Annotated in this window: 16 protein-coding genes and 3 rRNA genes; 17 read left to right on the forward strand and 2 right to left on the reverse strand. The window is 40.9% G+C overall.

Annotated elements, in window-relative coordinates:
* Positions 1–13: 13 nt before the first annotated feature.
* From dusB to rrf, 5 genes are all read left to right on the forward strand, one after another.
* Positions 14–1,054 (forward strand): tRNA dihydrouridine synthase DusB, encoded by a 1,041-nt coding sequence (gene dusB / locus T479_RS00505; RefSeq protein WP_025218339.1) that lies wholly within the window; start codon positions 14–16, stop codon positions 1,052–1,054.
* A 215-nt stretch (positions 1,055–1,269) separates the two neighbouring features.
* Positions 1,270–2,772 carry a lysine--tRNA ligase gene (gene lysS, locus T479_RS00510; RefSeq protein ID WP_174412966.1) on the forward strand — a complete coding sequence of 501 codons (1,503 nt, stop codon included), beginning with the start codon at positions 1,270–1,272 and terminating at the stop codon, positions 2,770–2,772.
* A gap of 550 nt (positions 2,773–3,322) precedes the next feature.
* Positions 3,323–4,874: ribosomal RNA gene (locus T479_RS00515) — 16S ribosomal RNA — on the forward strand.
* Positions 4,875–5,240: 366 nt separating this feature from the next.
* Positions 5,241–8,168 (forward strand): 23S ribosomal RNA (locus T479_RS00520).
* Positions 8,169–8,355: 187 nt separating this feature from the next.
* Positions 8,356–8,471 (forward strand): 5S ribosomal RNA (gene rrf, locus T479_RS00525).
* Together the 16S, 23S and 5S rRNA genes form the textbook arrangement of a ribosomal RNA operon.
* 81 nt (positions 8,472–8,552) lie before the next feature.
* Here rrf and T479_RS00530 read toward each other — a convergent pair.
* Positions 8,553–9,224 carry a LytR/AlgR family response regulator transcription factor gene (locus tag T479_RS00530; protein WP_024360815.1) on the reverse strand — a complete coding sequence of 224 codons (672 nt, stop codon included), beginning with the start codon at positions 9,222–9,224 and terminating at the stop codon, positions 8,553–8,555.
* A gap of 214 nt (positions 9,225–9,438) precedes the next feature.
* Here T479_RS00530 and aceA point away from each other — a divergent pair, with 214 nt between their 5' ends.
* From aceA to T479_RS00570, 8 genes are all read left to right on the forward strand, one after another.
* A complete protein-coding gene (aceA, locus tag T479_RS00535) occupies positions 9,439–10,722 on the forward strand; it encodes an isocitrate lyase (RefSeq protein WP_025218341.1) in 1,284 nt (427 codons plus the stop codon).
* Positions 10,723–10,821: 99 nt separating this feature from the next.
* The gene (gene aceB / locus T479_RS00540) at positions 10,822–12,420 is read left to right on the forward strand and encodes a malate synthase A (RefSeq protein WP_025218342.1); all 1,599 of its coding nucleotides are present in this window, start codon (positions 10,822–10,824) and stop codon (positions 12,418–12,420) included.
* A gap of 271 nt (positions 12,421–12,691) precedes the next feature.
* Positions 12,692–13,864, forward strand: a complete 1,173-nt coding sequence (locus T479_RS00545; RefSeq protein WP_025218343.1) for a pyridoxal-phosphate-dependent aminotransferase family protein — start codon at positions 12,692–12,694, stop codon at positions 13,862–13,864.
* A 268-nt stretch (positions 13,865–14,132) separates the two neighbouring features.
* Entirely contained in the window at positions 14,133–14,528 is a 396-nt protein-coding gene (locus T479_RS00550) for a GntR family transcriptional regulator (RefSeq protein WP_024360811.1), read from the forward strand.
* Between the two features lies 1 nt (position 14,529).
* Positions 14,530–15,627 (forward strand): DUF1648 domain-containing protein, encoded by a 1,098-nt coding sequence (locus T479_RS00555; RefSeq protein WP_024360810.1) that lies wholly within the window; start codon positions 14,530–14,532, stop codon positions 15,625–15,627.
* An 82-nt stretch (positions 15,628–15,709) separates the two neighbouring features.
* Positions 15,710–16,384, forward strand: a complete 675-nt coding sequence (locus T479_RS00560) for a response regulator transcription factor (protein WP_025218344.1) — start codon at positions 15,710–15,712, stop codon at positions 16,382–16,384.
* Complete coding sequence (locus T479_RS00565; RefSeq protein ID WP_024360808.1) at positions 16,381–17,751, forward strand: HAMP domain-containing sensor histidine kinase; 1,371 nt, start codon at positions 16,381–16,383, stop codon at positions 17,749–17,751. The genes T479_RS00560 and T479_RS00565 overlap by 4 nt, the downstream gene beginning before the upstream one ends.
* A gap of 72 nt (positions 17,752–17,823) precedes the next feature.
* On the forward strand, positions 17,824–18,228 hold the full coding sequence (locus T479_RS00570; protein WP_024360807.1) for a hypothetical protein: 405 nt from the start codon (positions 17,824–17,826) through the stop codon (positions 18,226–18,228).
* A 149-nt stretch (positions 18,229–18,377) separates the two neighbouring features.
* Here the strand turns inward: T479_RS00570 and T479_RS00575 are convergent, their stop codons facing one another.
* Positions 18,378–20,315: an SEL1-like repeat protein gene (locus tag T479_RS00575; RefSeq protein WP_227665393.1), complete on the reverse strand. Its 1,938-nt coding sequence runs from the start codon at positions 20,313–20,315 to the stop codon at positions 18,378–18,380.
* A 162-nt stretch (positions 20,316–20,477) separates the two neighbouring features.
* On the opposite strand from T479_RS00575, the gene T479_RS00580 reads away from it, so the two are divergent.
* The 4 genes from T479_RS00580 to T479_RS00595 all read left to right on the forward strand — a co-directional run bounded on the left by T479_RS00580 (position 20,478) and on the right by T479_RS00595 (position 24,503).
* Positions 20,478–21,176: a glycosyltransferase family 2 protein gene (locus T479_RS00580; RefSeq protein ID WP_029747046.1), complete on the forward strand. Its 699-nt coding sequence runs from the start codon at positions 20,478–20,480 to the stop codon at positions 21,174–21,176.
* A gap of 101 nt (positions 21,177–21,277) precedes the next feature.
* Entirely contained in the window at positions 21,278–21,538 is a 261-nt protein-coding gene (locus T479_RS00585; protein ID WP_024360805.1) for a metal-sensitive transcriptional regulator, read from the forward strand.
* 375 nt (positions 21,539–21,913) lie between these two features.
* Positions 21,914–23,065 carry a transglutaminase domain-containing protein gene (locus T479_RS00590; RefSeq protein WP_025218346.1) on the forward strand — a complete coding sequence of 384 codons (1,152 nt, stop codon included), beginning with the start codon at positions 21,914–21,916 and terminating at the stop codon, positions 23,063–23,065.
* A 145-nt stretch (positions 23,066–23,210) separates the two neighbouring features.
* Positions 23,211–24,503 (forward strand): transglutaminase domain-containing protein, encoded by a 1,293-nt coding sequence (locus T479_RS00595; protein ID WP_025218347.1) that lies wholly within the window; start codon positions 23,211–23,213, stop codon positions 24,501–24,503.
* Positions 24,504–24,654 lie beyond the last annotated feature (151 nt).

Consider the following 24,654-nt stretch of genomic DNA (forward strand, 5'->3'; position numbering starts at 1 on the left):
GAGGAAATCGACGTTGAGTCAGACAACTGAAAAGCCGTTTCAAATTGGCGATATTGTCATGGACAACCGTGTCGTATTAGCACCAATGGCTGGTATCTGTAACTCTGCTTTTCGATTAACGGTGAAAGAATTCGGAGCAGGGCTAGTATATGCAGAAATGATTAGTGATAAAGGGATTGTTAGTAAAAATGAAAAAACGTTAGGTATGCTATATATTGACGAACGTGAAAATCCCCTTTCACTACAAATTTTTGGTGGAGATAAAACGACACTTGTAGAAGCGGCGAAGTATGTAGACGAAAATACAACTGCTGACATTATTGATATTAATATGGGTTGTCCAGTCAATAAAATAATTAAGTGTGAAGCAGGTGCACGTTTACTGCTAGATCCAAACAAAGTTTACGAAATGGTAGCTGCAGTTGTTGATGCGGTGAAAAAGCCAGTCAGTGTAAAAATGCGTATTGGGTGGGACGATGAACATGTCTTTGCTGTGGAAAATGCGCAGGCTGTTGAACGTGCCGGCGCTTCAGCAGTAGCGGTTCATGGCCGTACACGTGTGCAAATGTACGAAGGAAAAGCAAATTGGGATATTATTCGTCAAGTAAAGGAAAATGTCAATATTCCTGTACTTGGTAATGGTGATGTTGAATCGCCCCAAGATGCAAAACGTATGCTAGATACAACAGGGGTGGATGCTGTAATGATCGGACGAGCAGCATTAGGTAATCCGTGGATGATTTATCGTACAGTTCAGTATTTGGAAACAGGAGAGTTAAAAGACGAGCCTGGCGTTCGCGAAAAAATGGATGTATGTTTATTGCATTTTGAACGCCTGATGCAATTAAAAGGAGAGAGTGTGGCTGTGCGCGAAATGCGTAAGCACGCATCGTGGTATTTAAAAGGTATTCGTGGTAACGGTAAAGCCCGCAGTGCTATTAATCAAACTGAAACAGCAACAGAGCTACGTGCTATATTAAATGGAATTGTGCAAGACTATGAGCAACGTGAGTCTGAAATTTATGTACCAGAGCAAAAAGAAATTATCATATAATGTGATAAGAGACATCTCAATTTAATTTTGAGATGTCTCTTTTGTTATGATTGATGTAAAAGTAAATATAGAACAACCTGATCTGTCTACTTTAATTTTTAGAATTATTAATTATTTTAACTCTTATGGAATTTAAACCGAAACAGATGAATACAACTTTAAAATTGTGTACAATAGAAATATTATGGACGTAAACGCGGACAATTTAATAAGGAGTGAAACAAGTGTCAAACATAGAAGAGTTAAATGATCAGCTATTGGTGAGACGTCAAAAAATGACTGCTATTCAAGAGAACGGTCAAGATCCATTCGGTAGTCGATTTGAGCGTACACATCTTTCTACAGAAGTGCGCGAACAATTTGCAGATCAAACAAAAGAACAGCTAGAAGAAAACCTACAAGAAGTGATTATCGCAGGTCGTATTATGACAAAGCGCGGTAAAGGGAAAGCTGGCTTTGCACATATTCAAGATTTAGGTGGACAAATTCAAATTTACGTTCGTCAGGATCATGTTGGTGAAGAAGCTTATGACTTATTTAAACAAGCTGACCTTGGTGATATCGTAGGTGTACGTGGTAACGTATTCCGTACGCAAGTGGGAGAACTTTCAGTGAAGGCTGAAGGATTTACGTTCCTAACAAAAGCGCTACGTCCTATGCCTGAAAAATTCCATGGCTTACAAGATGTAGAACAACGATACCGTCAACGTTATTTAGATTTAATGACAAACGAAGATAGCAAAAAAACATTTATTACGCGTTCTAAAATTATCCGTGCAATTCGTAACTATTTAGATAATGCAGGCTACTTAGAAGTAGAAACACCAATGCTTCATACAATTGCCGGTGGTGCAGCGGCTCGTCCGTTCATTACTCACCATAATGCACTTGATATGGAATTATACATGCGTATTGCTATCGAATTGCACTTAAAACGTTTAATCGTGGGTGGACTAGAAAAAGTTTATGAGATTGGCCGTGTATTCCGTAACGAAGGTATCTCAACTCGTCACAATCCGGAGTTCACAATGATTGAACTGTACGAAGCATATGCAGACTACAAAGATATCATGTCATTAACAGAAAACTTAATTGCCCATGTAGCACAAGAAGTTCTTGGCACAACATCCGTACAATACGGTGAAGATGAAATCAACCTTGCTGTAGGTTGGAGACGTGTTCATATGGTAGATGCGGTTAAAGAAGCTACAGGCGTTGATTTCTGGCAGCCAATGACGAAGGAACAAGCGCAAGCACTTGCAAAAGAACACGGGGTAGAAGTCAAAGCTGCGCATGAAGTCGGTCATATTATTAATGAATTCTTCGAGCAAAAAGTAGAAGAAACACTAGTACAGCCAACTTTTGTATTCGGTCATCCTGTAGAAATCTCTCCTTTAGCGAAGAAAAATCCAGAGGACGAGCGTTTCACAGATCGTTTTGAGCTGTTTATCGTACGTCGTGAGCATGCGAATGCATTCACAGAGCTTAATGATCCAATCGATCAACGTGAACGCTTTGAAGCGCAACTAGCTGAGAAAGAAGCGGGCAATGACGAAGCACACGAAATGGATAATGACTTTATTGAAGCTTTAGAATTCGGTATGCCGCCAACAGGTGGATTAGGTATTGGTATTGACCGTCTAATCATGCTTCTTACAAACTCACCATCAATTCGTGATGTACTATTATTCCCAACAATGCGCCACATAACGAAATAATAATTAAAAAGGAGATCCTTGTTGAAAAGGGTCTCTTTTTTTATTGAGAAATGACAAAAACAGAGGTATAGTAATAACAATGTTTTCAAAGCAAGAATAATTGTAAAAACATCGTAGCTAGAAACTACTATTAATAGCTTACTAATGACGTTTTTTTAAAGAAATAATATTTTTGCAGAAAAATACTTGCAGAGATCTTAGAATCGTGATAAATTATTACTTGTCGTTAAGACGACGTAACACTAAGTATTACAAACTTCTTAAATAACGACCGCGAAAAAGTGTTGACAACAACATTCGAAAGTGGTAAGATTTAAAAGTTGTCACTTCTTAAAGAAATAAAATATTTTAAAAAGTTGTTGACAGCTAAGTTTGAAAATGGTATTATATAAAAGTTGCTGAAACGAACAGCGACAAAATGAACCTTGAAAACTGAACAAGCAAAACGTAATCAATATAGTTTTTACTAGCTAACTTTGTTAGTGAACGAAACAAAATTTTGGACATCAAAATTGATGCCAGCAAAACAATTTGAGCTAATCAAATTTCTTTTATGGAGAGTTTGATCCTGGCTCAGGACGAACGCTGGCGGCGTGCCTAATACATGCAAGTCGAGCGAACAGAGAAGGAGCTTGCTCCTTTGACGTTAGCGGCGGACGGGTGAGTAACACGTGGGCAACCTACCCTATAGTTTGGGATAACTCCGGGAAACCGGGGCTAATACCGAATAATCTATTGTCCCTCATGGGACAATACTGAAAGACGGTCTCGGCTGTCGCTATAGGATGGGCCCGCGGCGCATTAGCTAGTTGGTGAGGTAACGGCTCACCAAGGCAACGATGCGTAGCCGACCTGAGAGGGTGATCGGCCACACTGGGACTGAGACACGGCCCAGACTCCTACGGGAGGCAGCAGTAGGGAATCTTCCACAATGGGCGAAAGCCTGATGGAGCAACGCCGCGTGAGTGAAGAAGGATTTCGGTTCGTAAAACTCTGTTGTAAGGGAAGAACAAGTACAGTAGTAACTGGCTGTACCTTGACGGTACCTTATTAGAAAGCCACGGCTAACTACGTGCCAGCAGCCGCGGTAATACGTAGGTGGCAAGCGTTGTCCGGAATTATTGGGCGTAAAGCGCGCGCAGGTGGTTTCTTAAGTCTGATGTGAAAGCCCACGGCTCAACCGTGGAGGGTCATTGGAAACTGGGAGACTTGAGTGCAGAAGAGGATAGTGGAATTCCAAGTGTAGCGGTGAAATGCGTAGAGATTTGGAGGAACACCAGTGGCGAAGGCGACTATCTGGTCTGTAACTGACACTGAGGCGCGAAAGCGTGGGGAGCAAACAGGATTAGATACCCTGGTAGTCCACGCCGTAAACGATGAGTGCTAAGTGTTAGGGGGTTTCCGCCCCTTAGTGCTGCAGCTAACGCATTAAGCACTCCGCCTGGGGAGTACGGTCGCAAGACTGAAACTCAAAGGAATTGACGGGGGCCCGCACAAGCGGTGGAGCATGTGGTTTAATTCGAAGCAACGCGAAGAACCTTACCAGGTCTTGACATCCCGTTGACCACTGTAGAGATATGGTTTTCCCTTCGGGGACAACGGTGACAGGTGGTGCATGGTTGTCGTCAGCTCGTGTCGTGAGATGTTGGGTTAAGTCCCGCAACGAGCGCAACCCTTGATCTTAGTTGCCATCATTTAGTTGGGCACTCTAAGGTGACTGCCGGTGACAAACCGGAGGAAGGTGGGGATGACGTCAAATCATCATGCCCCTTATGACCTGGGCTACACACGTGCTACAATGGACGATACAAACGGTTGCCAACTCGCGAGAGGGAGCTAATCCGATAAAGTCGTTCTCAGTTCGGATTGTAGGCTGCAACTCGCCTACATGAAGCCGGAATCGCTAGTAATCGCGGATCAGCATGCCGCGGTGAATACGTTCCCGGGCCTTGTACACACCGCCCGTCACACCACGAGAGTTTGTAACACCCGAAGTCGGTGAGGTAACCTTTTGGAGCCAGCCGCCGAAGGTGGGATAGATGATTGGGGTGAAGTCGTAACAAGGTAGCCGTATCGGAAGGTGCGGCTGGATCACCTCCTTTCTAAGGATATTTTCGGAATACAAACCTTGGGTTTGTAAGATTACGTTTTGCGTTCAGTTTTGAAGGTTCATCATTACGATGAAATACTTCAAAACTGTGCTCCTGTCGCTACGCTTTCGTCGCAAATTTGCGAAGAAGTAGAAACAGGTAGTGAATTTGTTCTTTGAAAACTGGATAAAACGACATTGAAATTGTAACAAACACATTTATTTTTTTAAGTTTTTTATAGGCTTAATAACGAAATAGGGTTTCAAGACACAAGCAGTTCTAGGAAGCGAACGAGTGAATGAAGGAGCGTACTTACGTACGTGACTGATTGAACGAGAGAAGCTGACAACGAAATGCGCAGTGGATTGGAAGCCGATAGGTTAAGTTATTAAGGGCGCACGGCGAATGCCTTGGCACTAGGAGCCGAAGAAGGACGGCACTAACACCGATATGCTTCGGGGAGCTGTAAGTGAGCTTTGATCCGGAGATTTCCGAATGGGGGAACCCACTACGTTTAATCGCGTAGTATCTTGACGTGAATACATAGCGTCTTGAAGGCAGACCCAGGGAACTGAAACATCTAAGTACCTGGAGGAAGAGAAAGAAAAATCGATTCCCTGAGTAGCGGCGAGCGAAACGGGAAGAGCCCAAACCAAGAGGCTTGCCTCTTGGGGTTGTAGGACACTCTATACGGAGTTACAAAGGAATGAGTTAGATGAAGCGACTTGGAAAGGTCCGCCAGAGCAGGTAAAAGCCCTGTAGTCGAAAGTTCGTTCCCTCCAGAGTGGATCCTGAGTACGGCGGAACACGTGAAATTCCGTCGGAATCCGGGAGGACCATCTCCCAAGGCTAAATACTACCTAGTGACCGATAGTGAACCAGTACCGTGAGGGAAAGGTGAAAAGCACCCCGGAAGGGGAGTGAAAGAGATCCTGAAACCGTGTGCCTACAAGTAGTTAGAGCCCGTTAATGGGTGATAGCGTGCCTTTTGTAGAATGAACCGGCGAGTTACGATTACGTGCGAGGTTAAGCTTTAGAAGGCGGAGCCGCAGCGAAAGCGAGTCTGAATAGGGCGAATTAGTACGTGGTCGTAGACCCGAAACCAGGTGATCTACCCATGTCCAGGGTGAAGGTGAGGTAACACTTACTGGAGGCCCGAACCCACGCACGTTGAAAAGTGCGGGGATGAGGTGTGGGTAGCGGAGAAATTCCAATCGAACTTGGAGATAGCTGGTTCTCTCCGAAATAGCTTTAGGGCTAGCCTCGTGATGAGAATACTGGAGGTAGAGCACTGTTTGGACTAGGGGGCCATCCCGGTTTACCGAATTCAGACAAACTCCGAATGCCAGATATTTATACACGGGAGTCAGACTGCGAGTGATAAGATCCGTAGTCAAAAGGGAAACAGCCCAGACCACCAGCTAAGGTCCCAAAGTAATCGTTAAGTGGAAAAGGATGTGGCGTTGCACAGACAACCAGGATGTTGGCTTAGAAGCAGCCATCATTTAAAGAGTGCGTAATAGCTCACTGGTCGAGTGACGCTGCGCCGAAAATGTATCGGGGCTAAACGATTCACCGAAGCTGTGGATTGACATCTACGATGTCAGTGGTAGGAGAGCGTTCTAAGTGCGTTGAAGTCAGACCGGAAGGACTGGTGGAGCGCTTAGAAGTGAGAATGCCGGTATGAGTAGCGAAAGACGGGTGAGAATCCCGTCCACCGTATGACTAAGGTTTCCTGAGGAAGGCTCGTCCGCTCAGGGTTAGTCGGGACCTAAGCCGAGGCCGATAGGCGTAGGCGATGGACAACAGGTTGATATTCCTGTACCACCTCCTCACCGTTTGAGAAATGGGGGGACGCAGTAGGATAGGGTAAGCGCGCCGTTGGTTGTGCGCGTCCAAGCAGTAAGGCGTGTGTGTAGGCAAATCCGCACACTGTAACGTTGAGCTGTGATGGCGAGTCCGTATGGACGAAGTTCCTGATTTCACACTGCCAAGAAAAGCCTCTATCGAGGTGAGAGGTGCCCGTACCGCAAACCGACACAGGTAGTCGAGGAGAGAATCCTAAGGTGTGCGAGAGAACTCTCGTTAAGGAACTCGGCAAAATGACCCCGTAACTTCGGGAGAAGGGGTGCTCTTGAGCGTGCAAGCGCATGAGAGCCGCAGTGAATAGGCCCAGGCGACTGTTTAGCAAAAACACAGGTCTCTGCAAAACCGTAAGGTGACGTATAGGGGCTGACGCCTGCCCGGTGCTGGAAGGTTAAGAGGAGTGGTTAGCGCAAGCGAAGCTGCGAATTGAAGCCCCAGTAAACGGCGGCCGTAACTATAACGGTCCTAAGGTAGCGAAATTCCTTGTCGGGTAAGTTCCGACCCGCACGAAAGGCGTAACGATCTGGGCACTGTCTCAACGAGAGACTCGGTGAAATTATAGTACCTGTGAAGATGCAGGTTACCCGCGACAGGACGGAAAGACCCCGTGGAGCTTTACTGTAGCCTGATATTGAATTTTGGTACAACTTGTACAGGATAGGTAGGAGCCAGAGATCTCGGAGCGCCAGCTTCGAAGGAGGCGTCGGTGGGATACTACCCTGGTTGTATTGAAATTCTAACCCATGCCCCTTAGCGGGGCAGGAGACAGTGTCAGGCGGACAGTTTGACTGGGGCGGTCGCCTCCTAAAAGGTAACGGAGGCGCCCAAAGGTTCCCTCAGAATGGTTGGAAATCATTCGTAGAGTGTAAAGGCACAAGGGAGCTTGACTGCGAGACCTACAAGTCGAGCAGGGTCGAAAGACGGGCTTAGTGATCCGGTGGTTCCGCATGGAAGGGCCATCGCTCAACGGATAAAAGCTACCCCGGGGATAACAGGCTTATCTCCCCCAAGAGTCCACATCGACGGGGAGGTTTGGCACCTCGATGTCGGCTCATCGCATCCTGGGGCTGTAGTCGGTCCCAAGGGTTGGGCTGTTCGCCCATTAAAGCGGTACGCGAGCTGGGTTCAGAACGTCGTGAGACAGTTCGGTCCCTATCCGTCGTGGGCGTAGGAAATTTGAGAGGAGCTGTCCTTAGTACGAGAGGACCGGGATGGACACACCGCTGGTGTACCAGTTGTCTTGCCAAAGGCATCGCTGGGTAGCTATGTGTGGACGGGATAAGTGCTGAAAGCATCTAAGCATGAAGCCCCCCTCAAGATGAGATTTCCCATTACGCAAGTAAGTAAGATCCCTCAAAGACGATGAGGTAGATAGGTTCGAGGTGGAAGTGTGGTGACACATGGAGCTGACGAATACTAATCGATCGAGGACTTAACCAAAAAAGTTTGAAACATTCAATGAACCGTTTATCCAGTTTTTGAAAGAACAATCTTTCATAAAAGGGTTTCAAGATACGAGTAGTTCGCGGAAGCGATTGAGAGAAGGAAGGAGCGTACGTCTGTACGTGACTGACTGAACGAATGAAGCTGACAAAGAAATACGATGTATATTGAAAGCCGTAAATAGTCTAGTGATGATGGCAAAGAGGTCACACCCGTTCCCATACCGAACACGGAAGTTAAGCTCTTTAGCGCCGATGGTAGTTGGGGGCTTCCCCCTGTGAGAGTAGGACGTCGCTAGGCAAATAAAAACCTGAGAATTTATTCTCAGGTTTTTTTGTGTCAATATTTGAACAGCTGCAGAAGGCAGCTGTTTTTATTTTGTTAAAATTCTAGCGCATTACGTAGGTTATTAAGATAGGATTGGCTGACAGGTAATTCTGTACCATCTTTTAAAGTAACAATGAAATTCGAAGTAAGATCACGCGCCATTTTTTTTATGAAATGAATATTCACTATATAGGATCTATGAATGCGTATAAAAAACGGAGGTAAACGCATTTGTAATTCTTTAAGTGTAATACTTGTTTTAAATTGTTCCTTTTCTACATAAAACCAAGTTTTTTTCTGAAGGCTCTCAATATAAGAAATTTTATCGATTACTACAGGGGTCCATTCTTCTTCCTGTTTCCCTGTTAAAAATTGATAAGGCTCCAATTTCTGTGCAGTAAAAGTTGAAGGTAAAACAACTACTAATGCTGCTGGCGTATCCTGAATATGTACTGGGTAGCCAATACCATAATAGGGTGTACCAAATAGAGTATTATCTAATATTGCGTCTGTACGTTTATTTGTACGCAATACTTGCTCTGCAATACTGCCTGGTTCAACTTGCCGTCCTATTTCTAAATGAATACCATGATATCCAGAGTTAAAGTAAATATAGGAGTTCTCTACAGCAATGGCGATGGACGAGTTGGGTGGAATCCAGTCTTGTAACATCGTAATAAATTGTTGTGCAATACTTTTTTGTACAGCATTGATTTCATTTTTCATTGTGAATAGCCCCCTTGTTTGTAAACAGTTTACCAAATTTTGTCGCTTAAAAAAGCGGTTTCATCATCAAAATTTGGTCTTTTATCAAAAAATAGTGAAAATTCAGATGTACTGTTATATATTAATTTACAACAAATAAACCTGTTATGGAACAGAAATTAAAAAGTTTTTTAACAGAGTATATTTTACACAAAGGGGAAGGTGGAATTTCAATATGTCAACACGTCAAGAAAAAATTCAAGCTTTAGAAAAACAATGGGCAGAAAACCCACGTTGGGCTGGTATTGAACGCGCTTATACGGCTGAAGAGGTAGTTAAATTACAAGGTTCTGTTGTAATTGAACAGACTTTAGCAACAAAAGGCGCTAAACGACTTTGGAAATCATTACACGAAGAACCGTTTATTAATGCATTAGGTGCATTAACTGGTAATCAAGCGGTTCAACAAGTAAAAGCAGGATTAAAAGCAATCTACTTATCTGGCTGGCAAGTAGCTGCTGATGCTAACCTTTCAGGTCAAATGTACCCTGACCAATCTTTATACCCAGCTAACTCTGTACCAGCTGTAGTAAAACGTATCAACCAAGCGCTACAACGCGCTGATCAAATCGACCATGCTGAAGGTCGTGTAGACGATTTCGATTGGTTTGCACCAATCGTAGCTGATGCTGAAGCTGGCTTCGGTGGTCCTTTAAACGTATTCGAACTTGTTAAAGGAATGATTGAAGCAGGAGCTGCTGGTGTGCATTTAGAAGACCAATTAGCTTCTGAGAAAAAATGTGGACACTTAGGTGGTAAAGTATTACTTCCTACACAAAACGCAGTTCGTAACTTAATTGCTGCTCGTCTTGCAACAGATGTAATGGGCGTAGATACAATCTTAATCGCACGTACAGATGCTGATGCTGCAGATATGGTAACTTCTGATATTGACCCACGTGATGCTGAATTTATTACTGGCGAACGTACACCAGAAGGCTTCTTCCGTACAACACCAGGTATTAAACAAGCGATTGCTCGTGGTCTAGCTTACGCACCATATGCAGATTTAATCTGGTGTGAAACGTCTAAGCCGTCACTTGAAGAAGCTCGTGAGTTCGCAGCGGCGATTCATGCTGAATTCCCTGGTAAAATGCTTGCTTACAACTGTTCACCTTCATTTAACTGGAAAGCAAACCTTTCAGAAGAAGAGATTGCAGAATATCAACGTGAGTTAGGTAAATTGGGTTACAAATTCCAATTCGTAACATTAGCTGGCTTCCATGCATTAAACCACTCTATGTTTGAGTTAGCTCATGACTATAAAGATAACGGCATGGCTGCATACTCTAAACTTCAACAAGCTGAGTTTGCTTCTGAATCTAAAGGCTATACAGCTACTCGTCACCAACGCGAAGTAGGTACAGGTTACTTCGATGATGTGTCACAAGTTATTTCTGGTGGTACTTCTTCAACAACAGCGATGGCTGGTTCTACAGAAACAGAACAATTCGTTTAATTCGATTACGTTAATTCCTAAATTCATAATCATAGATAAGTTTCCCTCGCACCTCCTAAGCGGGGGAAACTTAAATCACGAGAGGTGGGGGAACTACTAATGGAACAGGCAACTACAGGTAAGCTTAAAATTGTTGGACAACAAAACGAGCAAACAAAAGAAGTTTTAACACCGGAGGCCCTTGAGTTTGTTCTTGCCCTGCATGAAAAATTCGATGCTCGTCGTAAAGAGCTTTTAGAGGCTCGTCAAGATCGTCAGAAGCGTCTAGATGCTGGTGAGAAACTCGACTTCCTACCAGAAACAAAGCATATTCGTGAGGGAGATTGGACAATTGCGCCACTGCCTGCAGATTTACAAGATCGACGCGTAGAAATTACTGGACCAGTAGACCGCAAAATGGTTATTAACGCATTAAATTCTGGTGCGAAAATGTTCATGGCTTGCTTTGAGGATGCTTCAGCTCCTACTTGGGAAAACATGATTTCTGGTCAAATTAATATGCGTGATGCCATTAATAAGACGATTGAATTTACTCAAGCGTCAAACGGTAAAACGTATAAATTAAATAAAGAAACAGCGGTATTACTAGTACGTCCACGTGGTCTTCATTTACTTGAAAAACATGTGTTGGTAGATGGTGAGCCAGTTTCAGGTAGTTTCTTCGATTTTGGTCTTTATTTATTCCACAATGCTAAAAATGCATTGGCAAAAGGCACGGGCCCATACTTCTATCTACCGAAGTTAGAAAGTCATTTAGAGGCTCGCTTGTGGAATGATGTCTTTATCTTTGCACAAGATTATATTGGTATTCCACAAGGTACAATTAGAGCGACAGTTTTAATTGAAACAATATTAGCTGCATTTGAAATGGATGAAATTTTATACGAGCTTCGCGATCATTCAGCAGGTCTAAATTGTGGTCGTTGGGATTATATTTTCAGCTACATTAAACGACTGCGCAATCAACCTGATGTGATTTTACCTGATCGTGGTCAAGTAACAATGACAGTTCCATTTATGAAGGCTTACACGTCTTTATGTATCCAAACATGTCATAAGCGCAACGCACCTGCTATGGGTGGTATGGCTGCACAAATACCTGTTAAAGGCGATGATGAGGCGAATGCAGTAGCATTTGCAAAGGTTGCGGAAGATAAACGTCGTGAAGCAACGGATGGTCATGATGGAACTTGGGTAGCACACCCTGGTATGGTGGCAACAGCTATGGAGCAGTTTGATGCGATTATGAAAACACCAAACCAAATCCATAAAAAACGCGAAGATGTGAATGTAAAGGCTGAAGATTTAGTAGCTGTTCCAGAAGGGACAATTACCCTTGAAGGTCTTCGTATTAACTGTAGCGTAGGAGTTCAGTACATTGCTTCTTGGTTACGAGGCAACGGAGCTGCACCAATTAACAACTTGATGGAAGATGCTGCAACTGCAGAAATCTCCCGTACACAAGTATGGCAATGGATTCGTCATCCAAAGGGTATTTTAGATGATGGGCGTGGTATTACATTAGCATTTGTGCTGGAAATATTGGAAGAAGAGCTTGTGAAAATTAAAGAGGCTGTTGGGGAACAAGCCTATAACAGTGGTCGCTATGCTGAAGCTGCTGAACTGTTTAAATCTTTAATTGAGCAAGATGAATTCGTGGAATTCTTGACACTTCCAGGCTATGAAAAATTAAGTTAATTGATAGAAATCTACTAACGAACATATCTAACTTTCCTTAAACACTGTGGGCTGAACTCGAATGCAGCTCACTAATTCCAACTAATGTAACGAACGGAGTCTGTTCCTCCGTTTCTTACAAAAAATGAGCACTGTTTAATAAAAGGGGTCTACTTATATTAATCGTAAGTATTGAGATTTAAAAATGGGGTGCAAGATGTCTTACAAGCTTTGATGGGGGGCTTGTAAGGCATTTTTCTATACTTAGAAATCATTTAGAGGGGGAAAAGAGATGAGTACTAATAAAGAAATACTATTAATTCCTGGTCCTACACCCGTAGTTGAGGAAATATATGATGCTTTGGCAAGCGAAACCCGTGGGCATACAGATCCACGTTTTGTGGCAATTTATAAAAACGCATTAGCACAAACAAAAAAACTATTCCAAACGGATGGCGAAGTGTTTGTACTAGCAGGTTCTGGAACGCTAGCAATGGAAATGGCGATTGTTAATACTGTGGGTAAGGGAGAAAAAATACTCGTTATTAGTCACGGATATTTTGGTGATCGTTTTACGCCTTTAGCAACTGCTTATGGTATTCAGGTAGACGTGATACAAGCAGAATGGGGAAAACAAGTTGAACCAGCAACAGTAAAGGCAAAATTAGCTGAAGCTAATTATAAGGCAGTCACTATTACACATGCAGATACATCTACAGGCGTCGCTTCGGATCTCGATGCATTGGTACCTATTATTAAAAGTGCAGGGGCATTAATTATTTTAGATGGTGTTGTCGCAACAGCAGCGCTAGATGAAAATATGAATAAAACATATGGTCATCCTGACTATAAATTAGATGTTGTACTAACTGGCTCACAAAAAGCAATCGGGATACCACCAGGTTTAGCCATTATCGCCTTTAATCAATCGGCCTTAAAGGCTCGTGAAGCGCTAGGAACGATACCCGCATACTATAGTGATATAGAAAATTGGATTCCGGTTATGAATGATCCAGGGAAATATTTTGCAACACCACCTGTAAATTTAATTTATGCTTATGATGTTGCTATGAAGATGGTTTTAGATGAAGGTATTGTTAAGCGTGAGGCACGTCATCTAGCGTACGGTCGCGCTATGCGTTTAGCATTATCTACGTATGGTATGAAAGCACTAGCTGACGAAACAGTAGCAGCTCCAACTTTAAGTTGTATGCTCTATCCGGAGGGCGTAGAGGATGCCAAGTTCCGTGCGAAGCTTGCTGAAAAAGGTGTAATTGTTGCTGGGGCTTTGGCTCATTTAGCAGGTAAAGCATTCCGTATTGGGCATATGGGCAATACAACACCCGCAATGCTTGAACAAGCCGTGAGACGAATTGGTGAATCACTTAATGAATTAGGACATGCAGTAGTAGTAGAAGAAGCAGTTGCACGCTTAAAAGAACAATTAGCAGTAGGAACGAATTAATATTAGAAAAGGTGTCTCAAAAGTACATGAGACATCTTTTTTGTTATTTAACCTAAGAATCGCTTGCAAATAAGGTAGAAAATCGGCAAGCATGTTTGGGATGATAGTAATAAAGTTTCGATCTGTACAAAAATAATGAGAAGCAAAGTGTACTTGTAAGAAAGTTCATTGCAAAACAATTTAAGCCCTTACAGAATAGCTCCTTTTTCTATGCATAAAATTGGTTATTTGTTATACTTATTATATAACAAATATGGAGTTGATTTAGATGTTTATTCAAATAGAGCCATTATCGAATGTACCTATCTATGAACAGGTTACACGGCAAATTATAGAGGGTATTGCGAGAGGGGACATGGGACCGGGGGATACATTGCCGTCGGTACGAAGTTTAGCAGCCGATTTAGGTGTCAATATGCATACGGTTAATAAGAGTTACCATGAACTTGAGGCGAAGGGCATTATAACGATTCGTGCTAAATCAGGAGCAATTATTCGTTCAACGGAGGAGCGTGCATTAACGCCTGAACAGTTGCAGCAGATTGAAAAAAATTTAAAGCCTGTTGTGGCAGAAGGAATGGTGCTCGGTGCAACAGTGGATCAAATTGAGCACATGATGAAAAAGGTATTCGCTGACTTGCAACTGCCAGCAGAAGGGGTGTAGCATGCTACTAGGTATTTTTACAATAATGTATGTGATGACATTAGCTATGCAAGTTTTTGTCCCTTACATTGTACGTGAGACTATTGTATTTGGCGTTACTGTACCAGAGCAAAATATAAAGCATTCTGCATTAGCTCTTGCGAAAAAACGATATGCGCAAACAGTAGGGCTTTTTGGCGTGCTGATTTTAATACTTATGCTAATGCTTAACTGGTCGCTTGCACCTTCTGAAAGTGCACAAGGCATCCTTTTACTAAGCTGTTTATTTGGCATGCTGGCGATTAGTATGGTGTTATACTGGTTAAACCATCAGAAAGTGATGAAGTTAAAAATACGCGAGCAATGGGGCATGAATATAAAACAGGTACGAGCAGTTGATTTAACTGCTCGTAGTCGTGATGAAATGCTTCCATGGCCCTTCTATGTGGTGCCTATAGGCGTTACGATTTTTCTTATTATTTTTACATTATTACATTATAGTCAAATACCAAATGCTGTAGCGGTGCATTGGGGACCAAGTGGAGCGGCGGATGCATGGCGAGAAAAAACCTATTTTATTGCGATTTCATTACCACTAGTTATGTTGATGATGCAATGTATGATGTGGGGCACTGCAGATTCACTTAAGCGTTCGGCTATTCGCATGTCTATTAATCGTCAGCAGGAGTCATTAGAAAATGAATTAAAAACACGAAAGTTTATGAGCTGGAATATAGCATTGATTAGCTATAGTTTAACCGCATTATTGACCATACTACAGCTAAGTAATATTTATCCTTCAATGGCTGAAGGCAATAAACTATTACCATTCTTTATTGCATTTCTATTTTTAATTTTAGGTTCAGTGCTAGTTTATGCATGGAAAAAGCGACAATTACGGTTGAAATATGAAGATAATGTGGTGTCAGAGGTAATGGATATTGATGAGGATCGTTACTGGAAAGGCGGTCTTATTTATATGAATCGTCAGGACCCATCTGTTTTTGTAGAAAAACGTTTTGGTGTAGGCTGGACAATGAATTTTGCAAATCCAAGAGGCTATATTGTCATTGTTTTACCACTACTGATATTGCTGCTGATTTCTATAATTTCTTTTTAGTGCCAGTCACCCAAACAATAACCAAACAATTCTGATAATTTAGGGTGGAGGGCGCTAGTATATTGAACGGAGGCAAGAGGGAATGAAAATTTTAGTTGTCGATGATGATGTGCATATTTTACAGTTAGTGAATATTTATTTAACTCGCGAAGGCTATCAAGTCATGCAGGCAGAGAATGGGGAACAAGCTTTGCAATTGCTGGATGGAAATATTCCCGATTTGGCAGTAGTGGATGTTATGATGCCCGGAATGGATGGTTTTACGCTAACAGAAATTTTAAGTAAGGATTATGATATCCCTGTGCTGTTATTAACGGCTAAGGGAGAGCTTGAAGATAAGGAGCGAGGCTTTTTAGCAGGTTCGGATGACTATGTCGTTAAGCCGTTCGAGCCAAAGGAATTACTGTTTCGTATTGCGGCTATTTTGCGTAGGCTTGATAAAAAAAACCAAGTAACGATACAGGTGGGTAAGCTTGAAATTGATCGCCGTAGCTTTGAGGTTACAATTGGTGGTGACACGCTTCTGTTACCTTTAAAAGAGTTTGAGCTGTTAGCGCTACTTGCCTCTCGTCCAAATCAAGTATTTACACGGAGCATTATTATGGAGCAAGTATGGGGTTACGACTATGAAGGTGATGAACAAACATTAAATACACATGTGAAGCGGATTCGCGAGCGATTGCATCGTTACAATACAGATGTCGAAATTACAACGGTGCGTGGTGTCGGTTATAAGCTTGAGGTAAGTGCACCATGAAGACGTTATATAGTAAATTTGTTATCACGACAATGCTCATTATGATTGGCAGTTTATGTATTGGATTTTTAATGACGAATACATATTATCACCAAGTGACTAAAGAAAAAAATGATGCAAAAAACGTTGCGATTGCACAAGATATTGCCGACTATATTGAATCAGCGAAAGAAATGGATTTAGATAATTATTTAACAACGCTTGGCGATATTGGGTATCAAATATATGTTACAACTGGAGAGGAACATCGTTTTTTTGGTGGCGAATACCGAGATAAGAAATTGCCCACTGATATTATCCAGCAAGTATTAGATGGGGAAGTCTATCATGGGATGCGGGATTTTCCAAAAGAGACTTTTATGACAGGCTTTTTTGCGAATGAGTTAATAAATACTATTGGTGTACCCTTTACGTATCATAACGAGCAATATGCATTGTTTATTCGACCAGATATTCGATTCTTGTTCTCAGAGGCTCATACGTTATTAGGTGGTCTCATTCTTGGGATGGCGGTGATGAGCTTACTTGCCATGTTATTATTTGCAAAGGCACTTATTCGTCCGATTACAAAGTTAACCGAAGCAACTCATCAACTCGCCCATGAAAAGTTTGATACGTTGCTTGAAATTGACCGAGCAGATGAAATTGGACAACTGGCGGATAGTTTTAATGTCATGACAGAAAAACTACAGGAAAATGACAGAATGCGAAAACAGTTTATAAGTAATGTATCCCATGACTTTCAATCCCCGTTATTGAATATTCAAGGGTATGTCGATTTATTGAAAAATCCTACGCTTGCAGAACCTGAACGGCAAGAATACGCAACGATTATAGAGCTAGAAACAAAGCGATTATCGACATTGACAAAGCAACTATTATTGCTGACATCACTCGATCAATCTACCAGAATGTTAAAGCGAGAACCGTATCCGTTAGATGAGCAATTGAAGGAAACAGTGCGAAAATATCGTTGGCAGTTAGAGGAAGCGAATGTGCAATTATCGTATCAGATTGAGCCAGTAATTTATAATGGCGATGCAAGTCTATTGCAAAATGTCTGGGATAATTTATTAACAAACGCCATTAAATATAATGTTAATGGTGGAGACATTCATATCCAACTTCAGGAACAAACCACTTTTGTAGAGGTATTAGTAAAGGATAGCGGCATTGGTATGACTACAGAACAATTGCAAAAGGTATATGACCGTTTTTATAGAGCTGACGAGTCTAGAACGAAACAGGGGACAGGTCTCGGTCTTGCAATTGTTAAACAAATTATTGAATTGCACGGTGGTAAAGTGCAAATGGAAAGTGCGTTGAACGAAGGGACAAGTGTTTGTATACACCTACCAAAATTGTAATATGGAGTTCATGTAAAGTTCATATTCAAACGATAAACTTCTACGTAAGTTAAAACTTGGAGGAGTTATCGTATGGAGCAAAAATGGAGTATACGTCTTATTCGACTCGCTGCGATTTTCGCATTGGTGGGTACGTATTTAGGTTCGCATATGTCAGGGTCAGGAAGTTATGAGTTTCGACCAATTCACGCACACGTTTTACTTGTTGGTTGGTTAAGTATGTTTGCATGGGGGATTTTCTACCGTGCCTTTAAAGTAAAATCACAAAAGTTAGTGACATTACACGGCTGGACGGCAATTATTGGCGTCTTCGGCTTAACACTTGGAATGTGGTTCTACAATATTAATCCATTCAACTTTAATCATACATTGACTTTAGTTTTCTTTATTGTCGGTGGTACAACTTTATTAATTAGTTTTGCGCTATTTATCGTTGTAACATTTATGATTAATCAAAAAGAAGAAATGAAAAACTAATATAAAAACCGCGTCAATAACTAACGCGGTTAGCATGGAGGCAAATTCAATAAAATTTGAGTTTGCCTCCATTTTTAATTTTACGGATTTCTTTTTATAGGTACTCTTTTTTACAAGTACGACTCGCACTAGTTCGTCTCAGGAAGCACTTATGTTAAATGTTCTAAAGATTTTTTTAGCCAACGTGTTGCCTCATTATAATCTTGAGCAACGCCTTGTCCTTTTTTATAAAGCATACCAAGCTGAAATTGCGCTTTTTGATGTCCCTTATTGGCAGCAAGTCGATAAAGTTGTGCTGCTTTGGCAAAATCTTTAGGCACACCTTGTCCATGACTATGCATTTGGGCTAACTGGAATTGAGCTTTAGCATGTCCTTTACTCGCCGCTTGTTCAATCCATTTTGCAGCCTCTGTAAAATCCTGCTTTACACCTTTCCCCTTATCAAATAAATTACCAAGTTGATATTGCGCACCTGAATGCCCTTGAAGAGCGGCAAGCCTATAGCAACGTCGAGCCTCATCTAAGTCTTGGGGAACACCTAAACCTTGTTCATATAATAATCCTAGCTGATACTCCGCCTGAATATGGGATTGGTCGGTTGCAGCTCTCCACCATCTCACTGCTTCAGTATAATTCAATGTAACACCTGTCCCTTTTGCATAAAGAAGCCCTAGCTCGAATTGAGCATCAGCATAGCCTTTGTCAGCAGCCATCTTAAAATAGGGTAATGCTTTATCGGGCTGTTGAAGTTGATAGACATAAAGAAGCCCCAACTCGTAGCCAGCACTAATATGACCACTGTCAGCGGCAAGTTGTAACCAACTTTCTGCTCGTGTGTTATCCTTCTCCTTTTGGTAGAGGATACCAAGGCAATATTGCGCATTGGTATGTCCGTTATGAGCAGCAAGTTTAAACCATTTCATTGCTTCAACGTGATCCTGCTGTATACCTAATCCTGAATTGTATAGCATCGCTAATTGAAATTCGGCATTGGTATGGTCTTGAAGAGCAGCTAAATGGAACCATCTCGCAGCTTCCTCCATATTTTGTGAGATACCACGACCTTTAAGATACATATACCCAAGGTTGTATTGCGCGCTTGCATCTCCAGCAAGTGCTGCCATTTCAAAATAGGCTATCGCTTCCTCAAAGCTTTGTTGCACACCAGTCCCATTATGGTAAAGAAAGCCGAGATTATTTTGTGCACTAGTGTTACCTTGATTGGCAGCTGAAATATACCATTTTGCGGCCTCTGTAAAATTAACAGGAAGCCCCAGCCCCTGATTATAAAGTACACCTAGATTGTACTGTGCATCGGCATTTCCTAAATCTGCAGCACATTTATAATATTTTGCAGCCTCTTCATAATTTTGTACAACACCTTGCCCTAAATGGTAAAGCACGCCGAGACTATAAAGTGCGTTCGCATCTTGTTGTGCGGCTGCTTTCTCATACCATGTTTTGGCGGCTGTATAATCTTTTTGGACGCCACGACCATGATTATAAAGGAAGCCTAAATTGTATTGTGCACTTGCATTGCCTTTTTTAGCAGCTAATTCAAACCAATTAGCCGCATGTTCATAGTCCTTCACAGAGTAGTGATCCAGCGTCTTCGTATCGATTGGCGGCAAAATATCTTCAAATTTAGCGCCTTTTCGCGAGGACATGGACATTTTAAGTTTCCGATCATAACGATGAATAAACCATTCAACGATATCACTAACATAATCGAGGACAATTTTGGCGGCTTTTGCTTCAACAATGTCATTATTGCTAGTACTTGTCATTTTTAGGACAAGTTCCATTAATAAATAAATGCGACGTGGATGTATTTTTGCTATAAACGTACGATTATTTAATAGTGTTCGCATATTTTTTATTTTAGGTTTGGCGTGCATTTCCAGCTCGTAAAAGTCATAAACAATCTCCTCGACAACGAGGCGTGACTTATGTAAGGAGATGGAAGGTTGGGATATAGCATGAGTGCTAGCTTCTTCTAGACTTTCTGCTAAATGCGTAAACGATAATATGTGTAACTTTTTACATTGTTCATGTAGGATTTCATATTGTATAACGATTGTACTCACCTCTTCTTAACCAATTCACGGTAGCAGCCTTTTTTCATATATCGGGAAAATATTAAAGTTATTGATGTTTTTACAATGAAATCATCGGTTGAATTGTCGACATTCCATGTTACTATTTGATATAAGAGTTTGTTTATAGTTATTGGGGGGATTGTTTAATTGATGAAAAACATTGCAGCAATTATTCCAACATATAATCCGCAACAATCATTTGTAACATTCGTACATCAATTATTAGCTACCTCCATTTCCCAAGTTATTATTGTGAATGACGGTAGCGATCAAAAATATACAAGTATTTTTGAAGAGTTAAAGAAAATAGATAGCTGCAAGGTTCTTCAGCATGAACACAATATTGGAAAGGGAGGCGCATTAAAAACTGCATTCTCCTATGTATGGTCTAAACGTGTGAAGTTTCATGGTGTATTAACAGTAGGTGCACATGGGCAACATACGTTACAAGATATCAAACTAGTATTGAACATGACAAAAGTTTTTTCAGAAGGTATTGTGCTAGGCATACGAAATTTTCATTCTTCGGATAGTACATTTTTTTCCTATTGGGGAAATCGAGCGACTAGTTTGTTGTTTGAATTACTATTCCATAAAAAACTGATGGATACACAAACAGGTTTGCGTTACATAGCAATCAATGAATTACCATGGCTTATTAAAGTGCAAGGTGATCGTTTTGACTACGATACAAATATGCTTGTCGTCGCTCTAAGAAGAAAATGTCCCATTTTCGAAGTAGAAATTGGTCAGCTACGCATAAAAAAGAATTCAATTATGCAATACGATGAACTAACAAATGCAGGTACTGTAATGACTAAAATGCTTATAAAATATTTAAAACCTTAGCAAGAATGATGTGGCAGGTTTATTTCTTATATTTTGTGCTAGGATAAGAATAATAATTACTCAACTGGACGTCGCGAGTATAAAAAGAAGGGGTAATGAATGTGGAATATTCAGATCAAGTAAAAAATCGTGTAAAGCGCATGGAAGGTCAGCTACGCGGTATTTTAAAAATGATGGAAGAAGAAAAGGATTGTAAGGCTGTTATTACGCAATTATCAGCAGTGCGTTCAGCAGTAGATCGTACAGTAGGTGTCATTGTAAGTACGAATCTGTTGGAATGTGTCCAAAATGCGGAAGGTGACGGCGAGAAAATGAATGAATTGATTCAAGAAGCGGTTAATTTAGTTGTTAAAAGCCGTTGATTGTTAAGGCTAATATAAAAAGCATAAAATTAAAATGGATTATTGTTAAATCGACAAGCTCTGCTTCTTCACTTTTCATTGGACAACGGTAAGCCTCTTGAAGGCTCGATGAATTCGTTTTTCAATAAAAGTCGATGTAGCGGGGCTTGTGTCGTCTTACAGGTCTTAGTAGTCTAAAAGAAGTGAATTGATGAATTTTGCAAAAAATTACTTTAATTTAGTAGATTTATAGTAAAGGTAGGTGTAAAAACCTAATTATTGGAATGAAATATTGTAGAAAAAAGTCGTATGTAGTGAACTTGTATGATAGATTTAAAGTTGCATTTTCTTTTATAATTAATATAAAGATATTATATAAGAGAAGGTGAATCTATCTTGAAAAAATGGTTATTAAGCAGTGCCACATTGTTGATGTTAAGCCCAACTGTAGCCAATGCACAAAGTGCACAGACTCAACCATTAAACACTCCTGCACCGATTGTATACAATGCGATGGCTAGTACGAAGATAGCAACTGTTGATCAATTAACAAAAGAAATAGCAAAGCAACTTAATAATTTTGCGACTGAAATTAAAGTTACATATAGTGGTTCAATGACGGATATGGACAAGTTTATGGAGGCATTTGAAAAGGCGCAGCAACAAGCTACGTATGCTAGTGGTCATCTTCAAAGCATTTCAATGTCTGCTGACTCTGTCGGGAATGTAACCTATAAAGTAAAATACTTTACAAATGCCACACAAGAAGCTGCTGTACAAAAGAAGATTGATAGCATTTTAAAGACGATTATTAAGCCTTCTATGACACCGTTTCAAAAAGTAAAGGCTATTAATGATTATATTGTGTCAAATACTACTTATGGTACAAAAACGAAAGCAAGTCCCCATAGCGCTTACGCTTTACTATTCGAAGGACAAGCTGTATGTCAGGGCTATGCGTTATCAGCTTATAAAATGCTAGAGCAGGCAGGGATTGAAACAAAATATGTAGTAGGTTATGTGAATGGCACTGAAGCACATGCCTGGAATATGGTGAAGCTTGATGGCAAGTGGTATCATCTGGATACAACTTGGAATGATCCGTTACCAAATCGAATAGGGGCATCTTCCTATGATTACTTCCTTGTAACCGATGCACAACTAAACAAAGACCATACTTGGATTACTACAGATTATCCTGCGGCCACAAGTACTACCTATAATTTCATGCAAAATGTACATTTTGCACACCAAATCCAAAATACTTTATACTTCAGCAATACAGCGGATAATGATAAGTTGTATAAACTTGACTTAGTAAGTGGTAAGAAGACGAAGGTGATTGATACTCGTGCACTGTACATTACAGGCGCTGGCGATTATCTTTATTATAGCGACTATAGTAATAGCGGCTACTTAACAAAACTAAATCTTAAAACATTAAAAACAAATGTAGTAGTGAAACAATCTGTAACGGATTTAATGATTGGTAGCGGTTATTTAGTGTATAAAGTTAACGGTAAAGAACAAAAGCAAAAAATGAACTAGTATGCAGTGGACGAAACAACAGGACGTTTCTAGATTACCTGTTGAATGCATATATTATTTATAAGCACAAAAGGACTCTTAAATGAGTTCTTTGTGCTTTTTTTGTATATAATGAAAGTAGTGAAACTGTGTGAGGTGAAGATTTTTGTGGAAGAAGCTAGCGATTATAGTAATATTTATCGTTTTTATGGAACCAATCTATACAGCGGGTAAAGCGACAGTTAAGCAAGTCGTAACTTGGGCAAATAATGATGACATCGAAACGATGCTACTAGCAACAAAAGAAAAAATTGTTGATGTTACCACCAAATTTTCAGAAGATGCCTCAATTCAAACAGCCAACCCTGAAGATGTAAAGAACCAAGAGCTAGCGGTCACTGCTCCAGTTGTAAAGCAGCCTGAAACAAAGCTTGTTGTCACTAATGCGAAGGAAATGGCGGATGCAATGTACGCCTACTATAGTAGTTTTTCGCCTAGCTTTGAAATTCAATATAAAGGAAGTACGCAACGAATCGAGAAAATTGTGGAGGAGGCTTATGATAGTGCCATTAAACGAGACGATTATATCTATGGTCATATTAGTAAGCATTCCATACGCTTTGAATATGGTAAAAAAACTGCTAAGATTTTTGGAGAACAAAGCTATTTAATGACACCGGAGCAAGCGGCTTATGTAGAGATGAATGCGCAAGAGATCGTTGCTACGATTGCAAAAAACGCGAAAACCGATGTAGAAAAGATTAAAGCAGTAAATGATTATATAGTAGCCAATACAGCTTATACTGAGCAAACAAAGTCAAGCCCACATAGTGCCTATACGGTGCTGGCCGAGCATGGTGGTGTTTGTCAGGGCTATGCGTTATTAGCACACTCAATGTTGCAAAAACTTGGTTTCGAGACAAAATATATTGTGGGTTATGTCGGTCAAGAAGGCCATGCTTGGAATTTAGTAAAACTCGACGGTCAATGGTATCATCTTGATACAACGTGGAATGATCCGGTGCCTGATCGTAAAGGGGCTATAAGATATCAATACTTTTTAGTGGATGATCGCACGATGGCACGCGATCACACATGGATAGCAGACGATTATCCGAAAGCAACAAGTACCGCTTATAGCTATTATCAAGATATTGATTTTGCTGCACAGGTAGGAAATCAACTATTCTATAGCAGTATTTCTGATGACAATAGATTATATGTGCTTGATATGACTACAGGCAAAGCACAGCGTGTCACGAAAACGCGTGCACAATATATCGTTTATGCAGATGGATGGCTATACTTTAGTAATTATTCACATGGTGCTTATTTAACGAAAATTCGCCCCGATGGAAGTGGCGAACAACTGCTGAATAAGGAAGACACGAAGGATTTATTTATTAAGGACGGTTATTTATATTTCATGACGAATGAACTAAAGAAAATGCAACTATAATTTAAATGCAGTCATTACTGTTGCTGGCTACGCAGTTTACAGTAGGATGCCACTCTTTACTTCAATCATATTTTGTTCAAGCTATTAAAAGGCTAAAAAATAACAAAGAGACTGGGATAAAAGAGAAAGGTGTTAGATTGATGGTAGTCAA

The organism is Lysinibacillus sphaericus, from assembly GCF_000600105.1.
GTDB lineage: Bacteria > Bacillota > Bacilli > Bacillales_A > Planococcaceae > Lysinibacillus > Lysinibacillus sphaericus.